Source organism: Terrirhizobium terrae (genome assembly GCF_030323265.1).
Taxonomy (GTDB): Bacteria; Pseudomonadota; Alphaproteobacteria; order Rhizobiales; family Rhizobiaceae; genus Neorhizobium.
Genome location: NZ_CP104992.1, coordinates 1,141,001 through 1,160,341 on the forward strand (window position 1 = coordinate 1,141,001; position 19,341 = coordinate 1,160,341).

The window sequence follows — 19,341 nt, forward strand, 5'->3', positions numbered from 1 at the left end:
CGTCCTAGGTGGTCGCACTTCCTTAACACGAAATGCGGCGAAACGAGGAAAGAGGGATTGATTACTCGGCGGCGGTCCGGTTCTGGCCGAAGCGGTTCTCGATATAGTCGATGACCAGCTTCTCGAAGTCTCCCGCAATGTTCGGCCCCTTCAGCGTCATCGCCTTCTTGCCGTCGATGAAGATCGGGGCGGACGGCGTCTCGCCGGTGCCCGGCAGCGAAATGCCGATATCGGCATGCTTGCTCTCCCCGGGCCGTTGACGATGCAGCCCATAACCGCGACGTTCAATGCCTCGACGCCCGGATATTTTTCCCGCCAGACTGGCATGTTCTTGCGGATATCGGCCTGGATCTTCTGGGCCAGTTCCTGGAAGACGGTCGAGGTCGTGCGACCGCAGCCGGGACAAGCGGCAACGACAGGGATGAACTGGCGGAAACCCATGACCTGCAGGATTTCCTGAGCCACCTGCACTTCCTTGGTGCGGTCGCCGTTCGGCTCGGGCGTCAGCGAGACGCGGATCGTGTCGCCGATGCCGTGCTGCAGCACGTAACCCATCGCGGCCGACGAGGCGACGATGCCCTTCGACCCCATGCCGGCCTCGGTGAGACCAAGATGCAGCGCATGGTTCGACCGTTCGGCCAGCATCGAGTAGCAGGCAATCAGATCCTGAACCTGGCTGACCTTTGCCGACAGAATGATGCGGTTGCGCGGCAGGCCGATCGATTCGGCAAGCTCCGCCGAGATCAGCGCCGACTGCACGATCGCCTCATGCATGACCTGACGGGCGGAAAGCGGCGAGCCGGCATCCGCATTGCGGTCCATCAGCGTGGTGAGCAGATCCTGATCGAGCGAACCCCAGTTGACTCCGATACGGACCGGCTTGTCGTAGCGGATCGCCATCTCGATGATGTCGCCGAACTGCTTGTCCTTCTTGTCCTTGAACCCGACATTGCCCGGATTGATGCGATATTTCGCAAGCGCCTCGGCGCAGGCCGGATGATCGGACAGCAGCTTGTGGCCGATATAATGGAAATCACCGACGAGAGGCACGTCCATGCCGAGACGTAGAAGACGTTCACGGATCTTCGGCACGGCGGCAGCGCTTTCGTCGCGATCAACTGTGATGCGCACGATTTCCGAACCGGCCTTGTAGAGGGCCGCCACCTGGGCGACGGTCGAGATCGATGTCGGCCGTGTCCGTATTGGTCATCGACTGTACGACGACCGGCGCACCACCGCCGACGATCACCCCGCCCACATCGACCGCAACGGTATGGCGGCGCGGCTTCGGATCAAAGTCGATGGGTGATGTCATGGTCGCTTCCAGGTGCCTTCAAGCGGAGTTGCATTTCAGGTGGCGTATGCATTGCCGCTTGTCAACCATCGAGCTTTGTCAGTTTTACGGCACACCGATCAATGATGCGCTCCGTCCGCATGCCGCGCAAGCCGGGAGAGCAGCAGGACAACGACAAGGAAGGCGGAGAGCACCAGGAAGATCGGCCCCAGGCCGGTATGCTCGGCAACGAAGCCGATCAGCGACGGCGCAAGCAGGATGCCCGAATACCCCATGGTCGTGACGACCGACAGACCGACGCCCGCCGCCATGCCCGGCAGGTTGCCGGCGGCGGAAAAGGCGATCGGCACCATGTTGGAAATGCCGATACCGGCCAGCGCAAAGCCGGCGATCGCCACCGGTGCGCTCGGCGCAATGCCGATCAAGAGCAGACCGGCGATTGCAATCATTCCGCAGATCCGCAGTGTCCTGACCGCGCCGAGCCGATCGCGGATGATGTCACCGGCAAAGCGCATCACCGCCATGGTGAAGGAAAAGCCCGCGAAGGCAAAACCGGACAGCGCCACCGACGCGCCGAGTTCGTTGCGCAGGTAAAGCGCACCCCAATCGAGGATCGCGCCTTCCGGCACCATGCAGAACAGCGCCACCATGCCGATCAGCCAGGGAAGCGCAGAACGCGGCAGGCGGCTATGCGCTTCGTCCTTCTGCTCATCGGGATGCGGTGCATCATGCAGCACGGCCTGCCAGGCGACGACGATCATCAAAGCGGCAACCAGCGTCACCACGATGGCATGGGCGGAAACGCCGAGCGATTGGATGAGAAAACCGCCGGTCGACGCACCGAGCAGACCGCCTAGGCTCCAGAAGGCGTGGCAGGACGACATGATGGAACGGCGCATATGCTTTTCCGTCGCCACCGCATTGGCATTCATCGCCACGTCCATCGCGCCGATCAGCCCGCCGAACAGCGAGATCGCCACCGCCCCACTCCAGACATCGCCTGCCAACGAAAGCAGAAGAAGCATCGGCGTCAGAAGCACCGCGGCAAACTTGGACACGGTGCTGGAGCCGAAACGGGCGATCTGGCTGCCGGCGATCGGCATCATGATGATCGAACCGAGGCCGAAGGCGAGGATCATCAGCCCCAGCGCCTTTTCGCTGAGGTCGAGCCGCGAGGCGAATTCCGGAATTTTCGGTGCCCAGGAGCCGATCATGAAGCCGTTCATCAGGAACAGCAGCGAGACACCGAGCCTCTCCCGCGTCATGTAGGACGCGAGTGGACGGCTCGCCCTTTCGGCATCGGACTGGCTCATGGGGTGTTTCCTCGTGATGATCTTTTTCGTTTGTGTTCGTCATGGCGACGAGCTGGTGGAGGTCGACGCCCCGAGCAGCGATCGCCCCGACCATCGCCCGTTCCGCATCGGCTTCCAGCACCAGCGTCAGGGATGGCTGAAGGTCATGGACGTGAAACGCCGCGCGATGGCCGAGCTTGTCGGAGGTGACGGCGGCGAGACTGCGCTTGCTCGCGGCACAGGCCAGCCGCTTGAAGGCCGCGTCCTCGAAGACATCGGCGGCAAGCCCGTCCTCGAGCGTCAGGCCGCAGGCGCCCAATATGCAGAGATCCGGCCGTATCGTCTCCAGCTGGCGGATCGCGGTCGCATCGATTGCCGCGCCGACCGCAGGATCGACCCTGCCGCCGATCATGACCAGATCGACGCCCGCCCGCCCGGCGAGTTCCGCCGCGATGACCGGCGTGTTGGTGACGGCCGTCAGGCGAAATCCCTCCGGCAGGCTGCGGGCGATGGCCAGATTGGTCGATCCCGCATCGAAGAAGACGACACTGCCTTCGACGAGCAATTCCGCGACCATCTGCCCGAGCACCGCCTTGCGATCCGGCTCCTCGGCCACGCGCGTCCTTAGTGGCACGGTGCTGCCGCCCGGCAGCAAGGCACCGCCATAGACACGCTCGCATTCGCCCCGCGCCGCCATTTCCCGCAGGTCACGCCGCACCGTGTCTTCTGATACATCGAAGGCTGATGCGAGATCCTGAGCCGAGACGCGTCCCTTGACGCGAAGCTCGGCCAATATCTGCGCCTGTCTTTCACTGACAAAATGATCCATGCCGATAATCATGCATTAATCGGAACAATCGTGCAACAACGTGCGATTCATTTTTATACGAAAAAAGCGGCCCCGAATTCGGGGCCGCTTTGGCTTGGATCAGATGCTGTGGCCGCCTCAGGACCCGTAGACGATCAGCAGATCCTTGGCATCGATCTGGTCGCCGGCCTTGACGAGAACTTCGGCGATCGTGCCGTCCTTCTCCGCATGCAGCGCCGTTTCCATCTTCATCGCCTCGATCGACAGCAGCACGTCGCCCGCCTTGACCGACTGGCCGGTGGACACGGCAACCGTCGAGACGACGCCCGGCATCGGGGCGCCGAGATGGGCGGCATTGCCGGGCTCGGCCTTCGCCCGCACGGCGCTGGCCGAGGCGCGGTTGCGATCCGGCACCTTGATGCGGCGCGGCTGGCCGTTCAGCTCGAAGAAGACGGTTACCATGCCCTGGGCATCCGGCGCGCTGGCCGCCTGATTGACCACGACCAGCGTCTTGCCCTTCTCGATATCGGCATGCAGTTCCTCGCCGTCGGCCATGCCGTAGAAATAGGCGTGGGTGGGCAGGACCGAGACCGGGCCGTACATGTCGGATGCCAGCGCGAAATCGGTGAACACCTTGGGATACATCAGGTAGGAGGCGAATTCGAAATCGTCGACCTTCCGCTCCAGCTTGTCCTCGATGACCTTGCGCTCGGCGTTAAGATCGGCCGGTGGCAGCAGCGAGCCGGGCACCGCCGTATAGGGCTTGTCGCCCTTCAGCGCCTTCTTCTGGATGCCTTCAGGCCATCCGCCCGGAGGCTGGCCGAGATCGCCTTTCAGCATGGCGACGACCGAATCCGGGAAGGCGATATCCTTCGCCGGGTTCTCGACATCGGCAACCGTCAGGTCCTGGCTGACCATCATCAGCGCCATGTCGCCGACCACCTTGGACGACGGCGTCACCTTGACGATATCGCCGAACATCTGGTTCACGTCGGCATAGGTCTGGGCCACCTTGTGCCACTTGGTATCGAGCCCCAGCGAACGGGCCTGTTCCTTCAGGTTGGTGAACTGGCCACCCGGCATTTCATGCAGATAGACCTCCGAGGCAGGTCCCTTAAGATCGCTTTCGAAGGCCGCATACTGGCCACGAACGGCTTCCCAGTAGAACGAGATCTTGCGGACCCATTCTGCGTCCAGCCCCGTATCGCGCTCGCCGCCAGCCAAGGCTGCGACGATCGAGCCGAGGCAGGGCTGCGACGTGTTGCCGGACAGCGCATCCATTGCCGCATCGACGACATCGACGCCGGCATCCACCGCGGCAAGCACGGTCGCCGCCGAAATGCCGGACGTGTCATGGGTGTGGAAGTGGATCGGCAGCGAGGTCGCCTCGCGCAGCGCCTTGAACAGAACGCGCGCGGCGGCCGGCTTTAACAGGCCGGCCATGTCCTTGACCGCGATGATATGGGCGCCGGCCTTTTCCAGTTCCGCAGCCAGCGCCGTGTAATATTTGAGATCGTATTTCGGCCGGGCGGAGTTGAGCAGATCGCCGGTATAGCAGATCGCCGCCTCGCAGAGCCGGTTCTCCTCGTTCACCGCGTCCATCGACACGCGCATGTTGTCGACCCAGTTGAGGCAGTCGAACACGCGGAACAGGTCGATGCCGCCCTTGGCGGCCTGGCGGACGAAATATTTGACCACATTGTCGGGATAGTTCGTGTAGCCGACGCCGTTTGCGCCGCGCAGCAGCATCTGCAGCAGGATATTAGGAGCGCCCTCGCGGATCAGCGCCAGACGTTCCCACGGGTCTTCGGTGAGGAAGCGCATCGATACGTCGAAAGTCGCGCCGCCCCAGCATTCCAGCGAGAACAGATTGGGCAGCGCCCGGGCATAGACGCCCGATATCCGGGCGATGTCATGGGTGCGCATGCGGGTGGCGAGCAGCGACTGATGGCCGTCACGCATCGTGGTGTCGGTGATGAGAGCACGGCCCTCGCCCCGCACCCATTCGGCAAATTTCTTCGGGCCGAGCTCATCCAGCTTCTGCTTGGTGCCGGCGGGGACATCCCCGTTGATATAGGGAATGACCGGCTTCGTCGCATTTGCCGAAGGTTCAGGCCGGCCTTTGGTTTCCGGATGGCCGTTGACGGTGACGTCGGCGAGATAGGTGAGCAGCTTGGTGGCGCGGTCGGCGCGCTTGACCTGCTCGAACAGTTCCGGCGTCGTATCGATGAACCGCGTCGTGTAGGAATTGTCGCGGAATTTCGGGTGGGTGATGATCGCTTCGAGGAAGGTCAGGTTGGTGGCGACGCCGCGGATACGGAATTCGCGCAGCGCGCGGTCCATGCGCGAGATCGCCTCCAGCGGCTGCGGCGCCCAGGCGGTCACCTTGACCAGCAGTGGATCGTAATAGCGGGTGATGATCGCGCCCGTATAGGACGTGCCGCCATCGAGACGGATGCCGAAGCCCGACGCCGAGCGATAGGCGGTGATGCGGCCGTAATCCGGAATGAAATTGTGTTCCGGGTCTTCCGTCGTGATGCGGCACTGCAGGGCATGGCCGTTGAGACGGATGTTTTCCTGGGCAGGCACACCCGATTCCGGCGTGCCGATGGCAAAGCCGTCGAGGATATGGATCTGCGCCTTGACGATATCGATGCCGGTGACGACCTCGGTCACCGTATGCTCCACCTGGATGCGCGGGTTGACCTCGATGAAGTAGAACTTGCCGCTATCGGCATCCATCAGATATTCGACCGTGCCGGCGCCGACATAGTTCGTGGCGCCTGCGATCTTCAGCGAATAGCCGGCGAGTTCAGCCCGCTGCGCCTCCGAGAGGTAGGGAGCGGGAGCTCGCTCGACGACCTTCTGGTTGCGGCGCTGGATGGAGCAATCGCGCTCGAACAGATGCACGACATTGCCGTGGGTATCGCCCAGGATCTGGCTTTCGACATGCCGGGCCCGCTCGACCAGCTTTTCCAGATAGACTTCATCCTTGCCGAAGGCGGCCATCGCCTCGCGCTTGGCTTCGACGACTTCGCGGGAAAGATCCTTGGGATCGCGGATCGCGCGCATGCCGCGCCCGCCGCCACCCCAGGAAGCCTTGAGCATGACCGGGTAACCGATCTCCTCGGCCATCTTCGCCACCTCAGCCATATCATCCGGCAGGGGCTCGGTTGCCGGCACGACGGGAACGCCGACGGAAATCGCGAGATTGCGCGCCGCGACCTTGTTGCCGAGCTTGCGCATTGTATCCGGGCGCGGGCCGATGAAGATGATCCCTGCCTCGTCGCAGGCGTCGACGAATTCCGGGCTTTCGGACAGAAGTCCGTAGCCGGGATGGATCGCATCGGCGCCGGATAGTTTTGCCACGCGGATCACTTCCGGGATCGACAGATAGCTCTCGATCGGCCCGAGATCTTTTTCCAGATGCGGGCCGCGCCCGACCTGATAGCTCTCGTCCGCCTTGAAGCGGTGGAGCGAAAGCTTGTCTTCCTCCGCCCAGATCGCGACTGTCTTGATGCCAAGTTCGTTGGCGGCGCGGAAAACACGGATGGCAATCTCGGAGCGATTGGCAACGAGAATCTTGGATATCGGCAACGCAACCTCCTCAAGGCATTATCGACATGCTGCGCTGCAAAGAGATCAACATCACCTGCATTAGGCAAGCACAATTTGCGTCGAGGAGAGAGACGATCGCGCCGCCCGCGCGTTAAGCCGGCGGCCGATCCGGATGCACTAGGCGATCAGCGCCAGCCGGAAGGCGAGCGCGATCAGATGCTGGCGATTGTTGGCACCGAGCTTCTCGTGGAGGCCGTTAATGTACCAGTCCACCGTATGGCTGGAAATGCTGAGTTCCTTGGCGATCTCGTTGGAGGTCAGGCCGTTGGCGAGCAGGAGGATGACCTCCATTTCGCGCCGTGTCAGCTGCACATCCGTGCTGACCGCACTTTCCAGGATATCGCTCTGGCGCCGGAACTGCAGCAGCTTCCAGAACAGCGCCTTGGCGGCGGCATCGAACAGGTTGAGCTCTGCCGGCGAAAGATCCACCGGGCGCCCGCCCACAGCCAGGCTGCCCAACATTCCGTTACGGCCGTGTATGGGAAACAGGTAGCCGTCGTGCAGGCCGTGGCGCGCTGCTTCCTGCGTCATCCGCTTCATCCGCTGGCGATGCGGATCGGCCTTCAGGGTTAGCAGCGCATCCTTCCATCGAAAGGGTCGCTGCGCCATTCTGAGCCATCGCAACGTCGGATCGATCAGGCTGTACTTGCGCTGTGAATAGAGTTCCGTCCAGCCTTGTGGCCAGCGGGCGGCAAGCACCTCCCGCTGCTGCTGCAGGTGCGGCAGAGGCTGTATCAGGACGCTGTAGAAATCAAAGCCATAGGTTGCGAGAAGACTTTCGAACTGGGCACGCGCCTGTTCCGCCGTCTTTGCTTCGCCGAGCAACACGAGGAACTGGACGATCAAGGTTATATTCAACAGCGCCCCCAAGCCCAACCGGCCGAATTCAATTTAGCTAAAATAATCAATGTCAATAAAGCCTATAATTGGACATGCATGGTTAGCATTCGTTGAAACGGCATGGCCATATTTAGCACCGCTCGCGCGGCAATTACCACGGATACGTGTATTCCGTTTCGTTTGCACGACGAAATCTTATTTGCTTTGTCGCATTGCGACCGCGATAGAGGCTTGGAATCGCCCGGTCTTGTCCATAATGCTCTTCTACCCAAATAACGCATATTGGCGACTGACGAGGTTAGCGGTTTGACTTTATTCCAGGTTTACGCCCGGGCTCTGAAATATCTGGCGAAGAACAAGTGGCGGGTAACCGCCATCGTCATCGCCAACATCGTGCTTGCGGTCATCACCATCGCCGAGCCGGTTCTTTTCGGCTGGATCATCGACGCCATTTCCTCGAAGGGCGACGTCACGCCCGTCCTGTTGATGTGGGCGGGCTTCGGCGTGTTCAACACGATTGCCTATGTGCTGGTGGCGCGCGAGGCCGACCGCCTCGCCCATGGCCGCCGCGCCTCGCTGCTGACGGAAGCCTTTGGCCGCATCATTTCCATGCCGCTCGCCTGGCATCACCAGCGCGGCACATCGAATGCGCTCCACACGCTGCTGCGTGCCGCCGAAAGCCTGTTCGGCCTGTGGCTGGAATTCATGCGCACCCATCTGGCGACCGCCGTAGCGATCGTACTCCTGATACCGACCGCGATCTCGATGGATTGGCGTCTCTCGATCGTCCTGCTCGTTCTCAGCATCTTTTACTGGATCATCGGCGTCGCAGTGATGAAGCGGACGAAGGAAGGCCAAGCCTCGGTGGAAAGCCACTATCACCAGGTTTTCTCCCATGTCAGCGATTCCATCAGCAACGTCTCGGTGCTGCACAGCTACAACCGCATCGAGGCGGAGACGCAGGCACTGAAGGCCTATACGAAGGACCTTCTCGCCGCCCAGTACCCGGTCCTCGACTGGTGGGCGCTGGCCGGCGGCCTCAATCGCACCGCCTCCACCGTATCGATGGGCGTCATCCTCGTCATCGGCACGATGCTCGTGCAGCGTGGCGAGATCCGCGTCGGTGACGTGGTCGCCTTCATCGGCTTCGCCAACCTCTTGATCGCCCGCCTCGACCTGCTGCGTCAGTTCGCCACCCAGATCTTCGAGGCCCGCGCCAAGCTGGAAGACTTCTTCGTGCTGGAGGATTCCGTCGAGGATCGCGCCGAGCCTGCCAATGCCGGCGAGCTTCGCGACGTGAAGGGCGAGGTCGAATTCCGCGACGTCTCCTTCGGCTTTGCCAATACCAAGCAGGGCGTCCACCACGTTTCCTTCACCGCCAAGGCCGGGCAGACGGTTGCGATCGTCGGCCCGACGGGTGCCGGCAAGACGACGCTGATCAACCTCCTGCAGCGCGTCTACGACCCGCAGGAAGGCAAGATCCTGGTCGACGGCATCGACATCTCGACCGTCACCCGCAAATCGCTGCGCCAGCAGATCGCCACCGTCTTCCAGGATGCGGGCCTGCTCAACCGCTCGATCAGCGACAATATCAGCCTCGGCCGCGAGGGCGCGACGGAAGAGGACATCCTCAAGGCCGCGGAGGCCGCAGCCGCCACCGAGTTCATCGAAAGCCGCCTCAACGGCTACGAGACGACGGTCGGCGAGCGCGGCAACAAGCTTTCCGGCGGCGAGCGCCAGCGTATCGCGATCGCCCGCGCCATCCTGAAGAACGCGCCGATCCTCGTGCTCGATGAGGCGACCAGCGCGCTCGACGTGGAGACCGAGGCCCGCGTCAAGGCGGCGATCGACAAGCTGCGCGAAGACCGCACGACCTTCATCATCGCCCACCGCCTGTCCACCGTGCGCGACGCCAATACCGTCATCTTCCTCGACAACGGCCGGATCGCCGAAATGGGCAGCTATGACGAACTCAGTCAGCTCGGCGGCCGCTTCGCCTCGCTGCTGAGAACCAGCGGCTTGCTGGACGACGAAGAGGAAGACGACGCGAAGAAGGACAAGAAGCCCGAGGCTTCCCCGAGCCCGGCATAACTGCCCGCGCATTGCAGAAACGACGAAGCCCGACGCTCGATTGAGCGTTGGGCTTTTTTTCCGAGGCACTCACTGACTGCGAACCCGCCGGTTGCTTCCTCCTTCTCCCCGGCGGGGAGAAGGCCCGAAGGGTCGGATGAGGGGAGCGAAGCCACCTTGCGCGTTCTACCGTGTGGCCCCCACATCGCCTCGCTACGCTCCGGCACTTCTCCCCGCTGGGGAGAAGAAGGATGTGGCACCGCCGAGCCTTTATTTATTTGATGAGGATTCGTGCGGATTGCCACTCGCTCGGCGTCATCCTCGCCCTTGTGGCGAGGATCCAACCACGTCTCAGCCAATAGCACCGTGGCAGATGCTCGGGACAGGCCCGAGCATGACGGCGGGAGACGTTTGCGCCCGCAATCTATCGATGATTGGGCCGAACGCGCGATATTCGCAACGTGGACGAAATTTCTTGTTCGCGCAGAAAACTCCCCTTTAAATCAACGCTCCCAACAAAATTTCGCGCCATCTCCATCCCCACCTTCGCGGGCCGCAATAACCTGATCCTGTCATTGGGCGGGGAACCGGGTCGCGAACCGGATCCGCAGGATCAACATCCGGTGCCCGATGATGGTTGAAAGGCGGGAGGACTTGGCCGTCAGGGCGAGATCCTCCACCGGAAACGGGATGCGTAATTTGGACCCTCCGCATCAACGACCGGAACGCCAATCGATCGGGCGGGCAGAATGCCTGACACGAATACACAATGAACCACCACACTGCCCGCCTCCCCACCTGGCCGGCCGCAACGGGCTCTCCCCGTCGCGGACCCAAGTGATGCCTGTAAGACGGGAAAGGACGTGCCATGACCTGAGAGCAATCGCCCCGAAAACCGGTTTTGGTTTTCGGGGCGACTTTTTGTTTGCGTCAGGCTGACAGACTATTTCGACGACAGCAGGAAGCTGTTGTCGGCATCCGCGGCCTTGCCGTCCACCGTGACGGTACCGCCTTCGACCTTGATCGCATGGGCCTTGCCGTCGATCGTCAGTTCGGCCTCGAAACCGTTCCAGCCTGTCGGCAGGACCGGATCGACATGCAGACGGTCGCCATTGCGCTTGATGCCGAGAATACCCTCGACGGCGGCGCGATAGAGCCAGCCGGCGGAACCCGTATACCAGGTCCAGCCGCCGCGGCTCTGATAGTCGCCCGCGCCGTAGACATCGGCAGCCACCACATAGGGCTCGACCCGGTAGGTCTCGGCCGCATCCTTGGTCAGCGCATGGTTGATCGGGTTCAGGAGCTGGAAGCACTTCCAGGCATCGTCACCGCGCTTCAGACCGGCCAGCGCCAGGACGACCCAGATCGCCGCATGGGTATACTGGCCTCCGTTTTCGCGCACGCCCGGCGGATAGGCCTTGATATAGCCCGGATCCTTGCGGGTATCCTGGAAGGGCGGCGTGAAGAGGCGGATGATGCCCGCTTCCTCGTCGACCAGCTTTTCCATGACGGCGTCCATGGCCTGCGCCGAACGTTCGGCATTGCCTTCGCCCGACAGCACGCTCCAGGACTGACCGAGCGAATCGATGCGGCACTCGTCGCTCTTGGCGGAGCCGAGCGGCGAACCGTCGTCGAAATAGCCGCGACGATAATAGGTGCCGTCCCAGCCGTCCGTCTCGAGCGCATCCTTGAGCGTATCGATATGCTTTGTCCAGCGATCGATGCGCTTGCCGTCGCCACGCTCCTGCGCATAGGGCAGGAAGTTGCGCAGTGCCGCGGCCAGGAACCAGCCGAGCCAGACGCTCATGCCGCGACCGTTCATGCCGACACGGTTCATACCATCGTTCCAGTCGCCGCCGAGCATCAGCGGCAGGCCCATGTCGCCGGTGCGAGTGATCGCAAGATCGAGCGCCCGGGCGGCATGTTCGTAGAGGTCGCCGATCTCGTCGGTGATCTCCGGCTGGATGAAGGCGTCGTGCTTGTGCTTTTCGAGAATCGGGCCGTTGAGGAACGGCAGCTTCTCGTCGAGCAGCGTCTTGTCGCCGGTCACCGAGACATACTGGTGGACAGCGTAAGCGAGCCACACCACGTCGTCGGAGATCATCGTGCGCACGCCGGCACCGGTGCCCGGCAGCCACCAATGCATCACGTCGCCTTCCTTGAACTGGCGCGACGCCGCATTGACGATCTGCTTGCGGGCGAGCGACGGCTCGTGGACGAGGAAGGCCAGCGTATCCTGCAGCTGGTCGCGGAAACCGAAGGCGCCGGAGGCCTGATAGAAGGCCGAACGCGCCATGATGCGGCAGCCGAGCGCCTGGTAGGGCAGCCAGTGGTTGACCATGTTGTCGAGCGACTTGTCCGGCGTCGAGATCTTCAGGCGGCCGGTAAAGCCGGTCCAGAAGCCACGGTTTTCGGCAAGAATGCTGTCGAACTTGTCACCCTTGAGCTGTGCGGCGAATGCCTGCGCCTCCTCCTTCGTCTCGGCATCGCCGAGGAAGAAGGTGACTTCGGTCTCCTCGCCCGGGGCCAGCTCGATATCATAGGCGAGCGCCGCGCACGGGTCGCCGTCGAGATCGAGCGAACCGCTGAGCGCGGAACCGCTGGCGACCGCCGCCGGCATCTGCACCGAGCCGAAGCGGCCGAGGAACTCCCGGCGGCTTGCGGTAAAGCCGGAGGGGTTTCCGTCATGCCCATGAAGGCGAAGCGGCGGAAGTTGATGCTGAACGAGTTCGTCGCGATCAGCGTGCCCGTCTCCTCGTCACGCGACGAGAGGATGAACGGCGACGTCTTCGCCGCATTGGTGCCGAGCAGCCATTCGACATAACCGTAAAGCCGGAGCTTGCGGGTTTCCGAACCGGTATTGCGCAGAACCATATGCGACAGCTTGGCCGAACGGTTGCGGTCGACCGTCTTGGTCAGCGCCAGCTTCAACCCATCTTCCTCCGTCGAGAAGATGGAGTATCCGAGGCCGTGGCGGGCTTCGAACACGGTTTCCGGACGACGCGACAGCGCGGCGAACGGCGTGACGACGGTGCCCTTGTCGAGATCGGCAACATAGAAGCCTTCGCCCGGACGGTTGATCACAAGATCGTTCGTCCACGGCGTCAGCTGGTAGTCACGCGAGTTGACGGCCCAGGTGAAGCCTGCACCTTCGGCCGAAACATGGAAGCCGAAATTGTCGTTGGAGATGATGTTGATCCACGGATGCGGCGTCGATTGGCCGCCATTGAGGCGCACCACATATTCGCTGCCGTCTTCCGAGAACCCGCCGAACCCGTTCCAGAACTCGACACCCTTCGGACCTTCCGCGATCTCTGCCTGCGGAGCAAAATCTCGCCGTTGAGGAGCGGACGACGATCGGCCTCGATCTGCTGTTCCGTAGACGGCGCGAAGATCGTGCTCGTACGGTTCAACTGGTCGCTCATCTCGCCGTTGCGGGCGTGCAGGACGACGCGCGATGCGGCGATGAGACCGTCCGCACCGCCGCCTTCCAGGAGGTCGCGGCGCAGCGTGAAGACGTGCTGGCGCCCGCCTTCCTGACCCATGCGGGCAGACATGTGCTCGATCGAGGTCTGCATGTCCTGCGCGTCTTCGGCCGACCGCTCGTTGAAGATGACGAGATCGGACACGACACCGCGCGAACGCAGATATTGCTGCGCCAGGATCGCTTCCTTGGCGACCGGCAGGTCGCTCTCGTCGTTGATCCTGAGCGTGAAGATCGGCAGGTCGCCGGATACCGCCGACGGCCATAGGCCGGACTGCTGCTGCATGCCTGAATGCAGCGTCTGCTGGTCTGCGCGAAGCTGCATGTCGGGATAGACGAGATAGCGTGCCAGATGCTGGAACGCCGCCGCATCCTGCGAGGTGACGCCGAGATGGCGCATCTGCATCTGCGTACGGGTCCAGGCCTGGGTGAGCTCGCTCTGGAAGCTCTCGGCGTGGCGATAGTGCTCGATCGCCTTGTCGAGATCATCGCGCTTGGGTGCCGCGATCGTCCAGAAGATCACGCTGACCTTCTTGCCGGCTGGTACGCGCACGGTGCGGCGCAGCGACAGGATCGGATCGAGCGTGAAGCCGTCGGTGTTCGACAGCGTCGCACCCGGATCGAAGGCTGCCGCCTCGCCGAGGGTGCGGCCACGGCCGAGGAACTTGCGGCGATCGGTCTCGTATTCCGTCGGACGCGAGGAGCCGGCATTGTCGGCCGCCAGATGGGCGACCAGCATGTCGGGCTCGCTCGGATCGCGCTTGTTGCGCCAGGCGCGGATCACGTCGCCGCGCTTGCCGATCTCGGTGCGGATGAACATTTTCGAGAAGACCGGATGGCCCTGGTCGCCGTCGTCGCCGGCGAGAACAGGCTCCATGTAGGAGGTCACCTCGATGAAGCGATCTTCCGTGCCCATGTTGAGCAGGGTGACGCGGCGGCCTTCGGCATCGTGTTCGGTACCGACGATGACCTCGACCGTGCTCGTGAGTTCACCCACCGTCTTGTGGAACTCGGCCTTTTCGTCGCCGAAGACAGCCTTGGTCTGTTCACCTTCGGCACGGCGCGGCTCCGACGTGGTCGACCACCAGTCGTTGGTCGCCGTGTCGCGCAGGAAGATGAACTGGCCCCAGCGATCCTCGGTCGGATCGGGCTTCCAGCGGGAAACCGACAGACCGTTCCAGCGTGAGTAACCCGAACCGGTCGCCGTCAGCATCATCGAGTAATGGCCGTTGGAGAGCAGCACCAGCTCGCGGTCCTTGGTGGCCGGATTGGTGATGGTGCGGATTTCCGGGCGCAGCAGCTCGCCGCCGCCGGTACCCGGCTTCTCCTCGTGCTTGGCGCTCATCACGGGAATGTCGCGCGGCGCCTTTTCTTGCAGCAGAAGTTCCGCCGCCTCGATCACCGGATCGGCGTGGAAGAGTTCGCGCAGCAGGCCGTTCAGGACGACGTTGGCGACGGCCGCGATCGACATGCCATGGTGGTGGGCATAGTAGTTGTAGACCACCGCGCAGCGCTTGCCTTCCGGCACGCGGGTCGGCGTGAAGTCGACCGCGTCGTGGAAGCCGTAAATGCCGAGCGCGCCGAGATCACGCAGTTCGGCGAGGTTCTCGACGGCTGCGATCGGATCGTACTGGCTGGCAAGGATCGACGCATAGGGGGCGATGACGGCGTTCTGGCCGAGACCGCGCTTGAGGCCCAAAGTCGGCACACCGAAATTGGTGTACTGGTAGTGCATCTGATGATCGAGCGCGTTGAACGCTGCTTCCGAAATGCCCCATGGCGTGCCGAGACGGCGGCCGTGGTTCATCTGCTCGCGGACGATCAGATTGTTGGTCTGGTTGAGGATACCGCCCTGGCGCTCCTGCATGACGAGCGGCGGCATCAGGTATTCGAACATCGAACCCGACCAGGAGACAAGCGCACCGCGCGCGCCGATCGGCACGACATGGCGGCCGAGCTTGTACCAGTGCTCGTTCGGCAGGTCGCCCTTGGCAATGCCGAACAGGCTGGTCAGGCGGGCTTCGGAGGCGAGAAGGTCGTAGCAGGCCTCGTCCACTTCGTTGCTTTCCACCCGGTAGCCGATCGACAGGAGACGGCGATCCTTGCGGAACAGGAACTTGAAGTCCATTGCGAGCGCGATCTTGCGCGCACGGTCACGCAGCGACGCGAGACGATCGCGCAACTCTTCGACATTTGCGTTGTCGAAGGTCGAGTCGGAGATATGCGCTTCGCAGACCGCGACCAGCGATGCCGACCACTTGATGACTTCCTCGCTCTGCGCCGAGCGAACCTCGTGGTCGAGATTTGTGGCGAGCTTCTGGATGTCGCGGGCAAGAACCGACAGGTTGATGATGCGGATCGAGGCGAACTCGTGCTCGCGCTTGACGGCGGCGAGCGCATTGGCAAAGCCGACGATGCGTTCCTCGAGACGACGGCGTAGCGGGCGCACGGTCTTGCGGTCGTCCGGCAGCGCCTTCAGCGTCTCGGCGAGAACGCCGGCGACGTCGCCGATACCGTCGAGATTGCCCTGAAGATGCGCAGACGGCGCCTCCGCCCAGATGCGGCAGGCGGACGAGATCGCGATCAAGTGACCGGCGAAGTTGCCGCTATCGACCGACGAGACATAGCGCGGCATCAGCGGCTTCAGCGTGTCGGTGTGATACCAGTTGTACATGTGGCCGCGGAATTTATCCGCGCGCTCGACGGTCGCGATCGTCTGCTCCAGTCGCTCGATCGTGTCGGCAAACGAGATCCAGCCGAAATGACGCGCCGAAATCGTTGACAGAAGGTAGACGCCGATATTGGTCGGCGACGTCCGCTTGGCGATCGAGGGGTTCGGTTTTTCCTGGTAGTTGTCCGGCGGCAGATAGTTCTGTTCGGCCGTGACGAAGGTCTCGAAATAGCGCCAGGTGCGGCGCGCGATCTTGCGCAGCTCGACCGACACGTTTTCCGGCACGAACAGCTTGTCTTCGGTCTCGGCCGACTGGCTGACATACCAGGCGACCAAGGGCGAGAAGATCCACAGCACCGCGAACGGAATGCCGACGAGGAAGGCGTTATCGCCCGGGATCGCGGCAAGCAGGATGCTGAGCACGGCGATTGCCGGCGCATGCCACATGGACCGGTAATAGTCGGCTGGGCTGCCCTGGGCGTTAGACTGGATCGAGGCGGCGGTCTTCCATTCCAGCATCAGCTTGCGGGAAACGAGCAGGCGATAGAGAGAACGCGCAATGGCATCCGTCATGATGCAGGCTGAATCGGCGATGAAGACGATACGCAGCGCGACCTGCGCATTGGTCGAACGGACATCCGTCCAGACCGAATAGAAATGTGCCTTGGCGACATTGTCGCTCGAGCGCGGCAACAGGTTCGTCAGCAGCGAGATGGTCGGTGCCACGAACAGCGAGAAGATCAGGAGAATCTGCCAGATCAGCGCGCCGAGCGGGTCCATGAAGTACCAGCCGAGAACCGATGCGAAGAACCAGGCGATCGGCGTGAGCGACCGGCGCAGGTTGTCGAGCATCTTCCATCGGCCGAGCGCGGTCACGCCACGCTTTGCTTCGAGGATGTAAGGCAGGAGCTGCCAGTCGCCGCGGGCCCAGCGATGCTGGCGCGACACTTCGACTTCATAGCGGGTCGGGAAGTCCTCGACCAGTTCGACGTCGGTGACGAGAGCGCAACGGGCGAACGAGCCTTCGAGAAGGTCGTGGGAGAGAACCGCATTTTCTTCGATGCGCCCCTTGAGCGAGGTCTCGAAAGCGTCGACGTGATAAAGGCCCTTGCCGGTGAACGAGCCTTCGGCGGTCAGGTCCTGGTAGACGTCGGAAACGGCGAAGACGTAAGGGTCGAGACCACGGCCGACCGAGAAGACGCGCTGGAAGACCGAGGCTTCAGTTCCCGTCGTCAGCGACGGGGTGACGCGCGGCTGCATCAGGCCGTAGCCCTTGATGACCTGGTTGGTGACCGGGTCGAGAACCGGACGGTTGATCGGATGGTGCATCTTGCCGACCAGCTTGGTCACCGCATCGCGGATCAGGCGGGTGTCGGCATCCAGCGTCATCACATACTGGACATTCTCAGGCACCATGTTGGCGCCCTGCAGATAGGTCGTGTCGCGGTCGCCGCGCAAAGCAGGTTCAACTCGTGCAGCTTGCCGCGCTTGCGCTCCCAGCCCATCCAGACGCCTTCGCTCGGATTGAACAGGCGACGGCGATGCAGCAGATAGAAGCGGTTGCCGCCCTCTTCCTGGTAGCGGGCATTGAGCACCTCGATCTCGCGCTTGGCATATTCGAGGATCTCGAGATCGGCCTCGTTCTGCTCGGTCTTGCTGTCGCGCCAGTCGGAAAGCAGCGAGAAATAGATCTCGCCGTTCGGGTTGGCGAGGTAGTGAACCTCGAGATTGCGGATCAGCTCGTCCACCGTATCACGGTTGGAAATCAGGCAGGGCACGACGACGAGCGTGCGCGCCTCTTCCGGAATGCCTTCCTTGTATTCGTAGCCGACAAGCCGCGCCGGTTTGACGAAATAGGTGACGACAGTGTTGAACAGGCCGGTCGCACCCTCCGACGCCGGCAGCGCCAGCATGACCAGCAGAAAGAACACGACGGCCAGCGGAATGGCTGCCTGGACAAGGAAGTAACCGGCAATCACCATGGCGAGCACGGTGAGGAACAGGACCGGGCCGGCGATGGCAAACCAGTTCAGGCGACGATAGGCGCGCACGGCGCGCTGCAGCAGCGGCGGCTTGTAACCGACGGCCGCTTCCAGTTCCTTGCGGTGGCGCCCGACGATGAAGGCGGCGACATTGGTCTCGCGCACGTCCGGGTTTGTGGCGGCGGCTTCCGTCGCCAGCTTGATCGCGGCCTCGGTAACCTCGGCCTCGCTGCGCTTGGAAAGGCGGGCGAGCTTTTCGATGCGGTTGCGATAGGCGTTGCGCGAACCGAAATCGAGTGCTTCGTAATCCGTATGCTCACGGAACAGCTTGTCGATCTGCGAGACGTCCTCGAACCAGACGCTCCACTCGGTATCGACGATGAGGCGAAGGCTTTTGATGATATTGCCCATCGTCACGTTGCCGGACGAAAGGCGGCTCTGCTCGGCCTGGGTGACCGTCTCGGCATCCGTGCCGGCAGCGGCAAGGCGCTGCTCCAGCCACGAAGTCGCAAAGCCCGATGCCTGCGAGGCGTTGCGCAGGCGATAGAGGAACTGCGCCGCAAACGTATTGTCGCGCGCCAGGCTCTCGACGCCGGCCAGAACCTTGGCGCTCTCGGCCTCGTCGTTCAGGCGGATGATCTCGTCCGCCGTGTCGTTGGCGGCCTTGCGCATGTTGCGCGAGCGATCCATGCGAGTGGCGATGCGACGCAGGTTCTCGATCAGCACGAAGCGGATGAAGGACGGCAGCGCCCAGATCTCGCCGATCTCGAGCGGCTCATTCTCCTGGAAGCCCTCGACCATGGCCGCCAGCGTATCGCGATTCACGCCGCTATGGGTATGCGCGACATAAAGCCAGGCAAGTGCTAGGACGCGCGGGATCTTCTGGCCCCCGACCACGCGGGTCGGCAGCTGCTTGAAGAACTTCTTCGGGAAGTCGCGGCGGACTTCCTGGATCGCCTCTTCCACGATGTAATAGTTGTCCAGAAGCCATTCGGCTGCCGGCGTGATCGAGGCTCCCGCGTCGACATCCAGGGCGGCCGCCCGATAGACGCGAAGGATTTCCTTCTCGTTGTCCGAATGCTGCTGGAAGAACTCGAAGGACATGAAGCCCGGGAGCTCGGTGATCGCCTCGCGACCCAGCTGCTCGCCGTGATCCCTAAGGTCTTCTATCGTAAGATATGTCGCACGGATCGAGATCGTTGTGATCGACCTGTTTGGCATCTGTTTCTCGCGAGGAGACTGACTTCGGATTTTCAAGGGACATGGATACGCTTCTGAATGA

At 62.6% G+C, this 19,341-nt stretch carries 4 protein-coding genes and 3 pseudogenes; 1 reads left to right on the forward strand and 6 read right to left on the reverse strand.

What is annotated here, in order from left to right; all coding sequences use genetic code 11:
• Nucleotides 1–61: 61 nt before the first annotated feature.
• The 5 genes and pseudogenes from ispG to N7E02_RS13660 all read right to left on the reverse strand — a co-directional run bounded on the left by ispG (nt 62) and on the right by N7E02_RS13660 (nt 7,870).
• Nucleotides 62–1,315, reverse strand: a pseudogene (ispG, locus tag N7E02_RS13640) (flavodoxin-dependent (E)-4-hydroxy-3-methylbut-2-enyl-diphosphate synthase).
• Nucleotides 1,316–1,413: 98 nt separating this feature from the next.
• Nucleotides 1,414–2,607 (reverse strand): MFS transporter, encoded by a 1,194-nt coding sequence (locus N7E02_RS13645; RefSeq protein ID WP_286582518.1) that lies wholly within the window; start codon nt 2,605–2,607, stop codon nt 1,414–1,416.
• 55 nt (nt 2,608–2,662) lie between these two features.
• Nucleotides 2,663–3,415 (reverse strand): annotated as a pseudogene (locus tag N7E02_RS13650) (DeoR/GlpR family DNA-binding transcription regulator); the annotation flags it as partial.
• Between the two features lie 117 nt (nt 3,416–3,532).
• A complete protein-coding gene (gene pyc, locus N7E02_RS13655) occupies nt 3,533–6,991 on the reverse strand; it encodes a pyruvate carboxylase (RefSeq protein ID WP_286582521.1) in 3,459 nt (1,152 codons plus the stop codon).
• 138 nt (nt 6,992–7,129) lie between these two features.
• Nucleotides 7,130–7,870, reverse strand: a complete 741-nt coding sequence (locus N7E02_RS13660; RefSeq protein WP_286582523.1) for a helix-turn-helix transcriptional regulator — start codon at nt 7,868–7,870, stop codon at nt 7,130–7,132.
• Between the two features lie 288 nt (nt 7,871–8,158).
• Here N7E02_RS13660 and N7E02_RS13665 point away from each other — a divergent pair, with 288 nt between their 5' ends.
• Nucleotides 8,159–9,943, forward strand: a complete 1,785-nt coding sequence (locus N7E02_RS13665; RefSeq protein WP_286582526.1) for a glucan ABC transporter ATP-binding protein/ permease — start codon at nt 8,159–8,161, stop codon at nt 9,941–9,943.
• Between the two features lie 922 nt (nt 9,944–10,865).
• On the opposite strand, the pseudogene N7E02_RS13670 reads toward N7E02_RS13665, so the two are convergent.
• Nucleotides 10,866–19,323 (reverse strand): annotated as a pseudogene (locus N7E02_RS13670) (glycoside hydrolase family 94 protein).
• Nucleotides 19,324–19,341: the final 18 nt, after the last annotated feature.

Excerpts from the sequence above, each read along its gene's own strand:
- N7E02_RS13645 (WP_286582518.1), bottom strand. The coding sequence starts at position 2,607 with ATGAGCCAGTCCGATGCCGAAAGGGCGAGCCGTCCACTCGCGTCCTAC.